Here is a 4,314-nt window from a genome sequence, read left to right as displayed (position 1 = left end):
CCCTTTGAGACGATGAAGGTCTCAAAGGGGCCCTTCACGACATAAGAGCTCGACGCCGGGGTGCCAGGACTCCGGAGGGCAATGAGGCTCGGCGCCCGGAATGGCCTGAACCCGATCCGCGTTACCGCTTCTCGTAGCCCACCAACCGAGAGAAGCGAGACACGGATGTCGTCTTTCGTCATGACCGCCGAAGAACGGGAAGCCTTCCTGAGCGAGGTCCACATCGGGGTCTTGGCCGTGGAGCGGGAAGGCCGGGCCCCGCTGGCGGTGCCGGTCTGGTACGACTACGAGCCCGGCGGAGAGCTCCTGATCTGGATGGACGGCGGCTCTGTCAAGGACAAGGCGATCAAGAAGGCGGGCAGGCTCAGCCTGGTCGCGCAGACGGAGACCTTCCCCTACAAGTACGTGACGGCCGAGGGGCCGGTCATCGCGAACGACACGCCGCCGACCAGGGAGCAGGCGCTGAAGATCGCACAACGCTACCTGCCCGGCGACGAGGGCACGAAATACGTCGACGGCGCGCTCAGCGACAACTCCGTGCTGGTCCGCGTCCGGCCGGAGAAGTGGCTGAGCAACGACCAGAGCAAGGCCTGACCGTCTGACGGTGTCCCGGCGGGCGGGCCGCCGGGACACCGTCATCAGCCCGCGATCGGTTCGAACTCGACGACGCTGTCGAGTGCCTTGCCCATCGCGGCGTTCCCTTCGCGTTCGATCATGATCTCCACCAGCACCGGCCGCGACGTCCGCTCGGCCTCCTTGCGCGCCCACTCCAGCGAAGCCCGGATCTCGCCCGGCTCGGTGACGCGGGTGCCGGAGCAGCCGTAGGCCTCCATGACCTTCACGTTGTCCGTGCCGATCTTGTCGTAGTGGATGTCGACCTCGAAGTTCATCTCGTAGCCGGTCTCGGCCTGCCGGATGAGCCCGAGGTACTCGTTGTTCAGCATGATCAGCACGAACCCGACGTCGTACTGCGCGGCGACCGCCAGCTCCTCGACCAGGAACTGGAACGAGTAGTCCCCGACGACGCCGACGACCTCGGCCTCCGGTTTCGCCTTCTTGACCCCGATCGCCGCCGGGATCTCCCAGCCGAGCGGCCCGGCCTGGCCGCACACCTGGTAGTGCCGCGGCTTGTGCGCGCGCTGGAACTGCCCGGACCAGATCTGGTAGAGCCCGATCGCGGTGACGAAGTACGCGTCCTCGCCGTAGAACTCGTTGATCTCCTTGAACACCCGGGGCGCCTTGATCGGCGTGTCCTCGAAGTCCTCGCGCCGGGGCAGGCTCTCCTTGAGCTCGCCGATCCGCCGGGGCCACGCGCGATCCCGCACCGGGGAACGCTTCGACGCCGCCTCGATCAGCGCGTCCAGGAAAGCGCCCGTGTCCGACACGATGCCGAGGTCCGGCCCGAACACCTTGCCCAGTTGTGTCGGCTCGATGTCGACGTGGATGAACTTCCGGTTCCCGCGGTAGACGTCGAGATCACCGGTGTGCCGGTCACCGAACCGCGCGCCAAGCGCCAGCACCAGATCCGCTTCGAGGAAGGCCGCGTTCGCCCAGCGCTGCGAGGTCTGGATACCCGCCATGCCGGCGAACAGTTCGTGGTCCTCGGGGAAAGTCCCCTTGCCCATCAACGTCACACCGACCGGGACGCCGAGCAGTTCGGCCGCGGTCCGCAGCCGGTCGCTCGCGTCGCCGAGCACCACGCCGCCACCGGCGAGGATCAGCGGCCGTTCGGCGGCCAGCAGCAGATCCAGCGCTCGCTCGACCCTGGCCGGCGACGGCGTCGCCCTGGTGACCGGCAGCGGCGAGTCGATACTGGAGTCCCACTCGATCTCCTGGCGCTGGACGTCGATCGGCAGGTCGATCAGCACCGGGCCGGGACGTCCGGACCGCGCGATCCGGAACGCCTCCCGGAACACCCACGGCAGCTGGGCCGCTTCTTTGACCTGCACGGCCCATTTCGTCACCGGTTTGGCGATCTCGACGATGTCGACGGCCTGGAACGCCTCGGTGTGCAGTTTCCGCGAGTCCGCCTGCCCGGTGATGCACAGGATCGGGATCGAGTCGGCCTGGGCGGTGTAGAGGCCGGTGATCATGTTGGTCCCGGCGGGCCCGGAGGTGCCGATCGCGACGCCGACGTTGCCGGTGGTCCTCGCCCAGCCGTCGGCCATATGGGTCGCGCCCTCTTCGTGGCGCACGATCAGGTGCTCGATACCGCTGTCCTGCATCGCGTGGTACAGCGGGAGGATCGCGGCGCCGGGGCAGCCGAACGCGGTGTCGACGCCCTCACTGACCAGGACGTCGACGACGGCCTGCATGGCGGGGATTCTTGGCATGCGTCACTCCTTGTTTTCCGCGCCGGACAGCGTTTCGACGACCTTGAGCAGGGCGGAGTGATCGAGCGAGCCGTGACCCATCGCCCGTCCGGCGGCGACGAGCTGGGCGACCAGCCCGGTGAGCGGCAGCGCGACCTCGGCCTGCCTGGCGGCGGCGAGGGCGATGCCCATGTCCTTGTGGTGCAGGTCGATCCGGAACCCCGGCGCGAATTCCCGCGCCACCATGGACTTCCGCTTGAGTTCGAGGATGCGGCTGCCCGCGAGGCCGCCCGCGAGGACGTCCAGCCCGACACCGGCGTCCACACCGGAGGCTTCGAGCAGCACGATGGCCTCGGCGATCAGACCGTAGGTTCCGCCGACGACCAGCTGATTCGCGGCCTTGACGACCTGGCCTGCGCCGTGCGGTCCCACGTGGACGATCGTCTTGCCGACCGACTCCAGGATCGGCAGCGCCACGGCGAAGTCTTCGGCATCACCACCGGCCATAATGGACAGTGAAGCCTGTTCGGCCCCGGCCTGGCCACCGGAAACGGGCGCGTCCAGCACGCGGATCTCCCGTTCCGCCGCCCGCTCGGCCACCTCGATGGAGGTCTCCGGCCGGATGGTGCTCATGTCGATCAGCAGGGTGCCCGGTTTCGCCGACTCCAGCACCCCGCCCGCCGCGAGCACGACGGCCTCGACCTGCGGATGGTTCGGAAGCATGGTGATGACGACCTCCGCGCCCGCCACCGCGTCCGTCACCCCGTTCGCGGCCCGGCCGCCCGCGGCTTCCAGCCTCGCGAGCGCGTCGGCGTTCGTGTCGAATCCGCTCACCTCGTGGCCGGCAGCGACGAGATGTCCCGCCATCGGCCCGCCCATGATGCCCAGGCCGATGAATCCCAGCTTGGTCATGCCAGTCCCCTTCGTTCGAAAGGCAGCCACGACAGCGAATCCGCGCTCGGCCCGTCGGGTTTGTACTCCACGCCGACCTGCCCGCGGTAGCCCGCCGTCTGCAGCTTTTCCAGGTATCCCTCGATGTCCAGCGTTCCGGTCCCCGGCTGGTGCCGCCCTGGGGCATCGGCGATCTGCACATGGCCGATCCGTCCGGTGTGGACGGTCGTGACCGTGTCGAGGTCGTCACCGTTGACCGCCAGGTGGTACAGGTCGGCCAGCAGCTTCACGTTGTCCCGCCCGAGTTCGTCGAGCACCTTCAGTACGTCGTCCGCGGTCTTGAGCGGGTACTTCTCCGCCCCCGACAACGGCTCCAGGACGATCTCCGCGCCGATGCGCGCGGCCGCGTCCGACGCGAGCGCCAGATTCGACAGGCCGAGCTTGTCCTGTCCGGCCGGATCCGCGCCGTCGATCCGGTTTCCGTAGAGCGCGTTGAACCGGTGGCAGCCGAGCCGCTCGCCCAGGTCGATCGCCGAGGCGATGCCGCGGGCGAACTCGTCCTCGCGGCCGGGCCAGGTGACCAGGCCACGGTCTCCGCCCGCCATGTCACCGGGAAAGAAGTTCAGCCCGGTCACCGCGACGCCCGCCCGCTCGACCGACGCCACGAAGGCGTCGACCTCGGCGTCGTCCGGAACCGGCGTCTCGAACGGCCACCAGTACTCGACCGCGGTGAAGCCAGCCGCGCGCGCCGCCTCCGCACGGTCGAGCAGCGGCAGCTCGGTGAAGACCAGCGACAGGTTCAGCACGTACGGCAGCGCATGACGCGAACCGGCAAGATCAGCCATCGAAACCTCTGTAATTTCGCTCTGCGGAAACTTTCTTTCGTATATCGAGAATAGCCCGCTGACCTGTCCTTGGTCAACGGGCTGGGCACTGGGGCCGTGGGGCGACGCCAACCTGGTGCTCATGTCGCGAAAGCCACTTTCGGGACATCAGACGTCGCGAAAGTGGCTTTCGCGACATGCCCCGGCACGTTCGGATCTCAACGTCGCAACCTGCCCGCACCCGGCCAACCGCGCGTTGCGAAAGCCACTTTCGCAACCTTCAACGT

At 68.1% G+C, this 4,314-nt stretch carries 4 protein-coding genes; 1 reads left to right on the top strand and 3 read right to left on the bottom strand.

The genetic code is table 11. From position 1 onward, the window contains the following. The first annotated feature begins 165 nt into the window (after positions 1 to 165). Positions 166 to 594, top strand: a complete 429-nt coding sequence (locus ACFVM3_RS41805; RefSeq protein ID WP_125683226.1) for a pyridoxamine 5'-phosphate oxidase — start codon at positions 166 to 168, stop codon at positions 592 to 594. 44 nt (positions 595 to 638) lie between these two features. Here ACFVM3_RS41805 and gcl read toward each other — a convergent pair whose 3' ends face one another. The 3 genes from gcl to ACFVM3_RS41790 are packed head-to-tail and all read right to left on the bottom strand — an operon-like array spanning position 639 to position 4,048. Continuing rightward, positions 639 to 2,333 (bottom strand): glyoxylate carboligase, encoded by a 1,695-nt coding sequence (gene gcl / locus ACFVM3_RS41800; RefSeq protein ID WP_378445460.1) that lies wholly within the window; start codon positions 2,331 to 2,333, stop codon positions 639 to 641. 3 nt (positions 2,334 to 2,336) lie between these two features. Then, positions 2,337 to 3,224 (bottom strand): NAD(P)-dependent oxidoreductase, encoded by an 888-nt coding sequence (locus ACFVM3_RS41795; RefSeq protein ID WP_378445458.1) that lies wholly within the window; start codon positions 3,222 to 3,224, stop codon positions 2,337 to 2,339. Then, entirely contained in the window at positions 3,221 to 4,048 is an 828-nt protein-coding gene (locus ACFVM3_RS41790; protein ID WP_378445456.1) for a hydroxypyruvate isomerase family protein, read from the bottom strand. Before ACFVM3_RS41790 ends, ACFVM3_RS41795 begins: the two co-directional genes overlap by 4 nt. Positions 4,049 to 4,314 lie beyond the last annotated feature (266 nt).

This window comes from Amycolatopsis sp. NPDC057786, assembly GCF_042797905.1.
In the GTDB taxonomy this organism is placed as follows: Bacteria; Actinomycetota; Actinomycetes; order Mycobacteriales; family Pseudonocardiaceae; genus Amycolatopsis.
The sequence above is the reverse complement of the archived record's forward strand: the minus strand, read 5'-3'. Positions and strand labels throughout refer to the sequence as shown.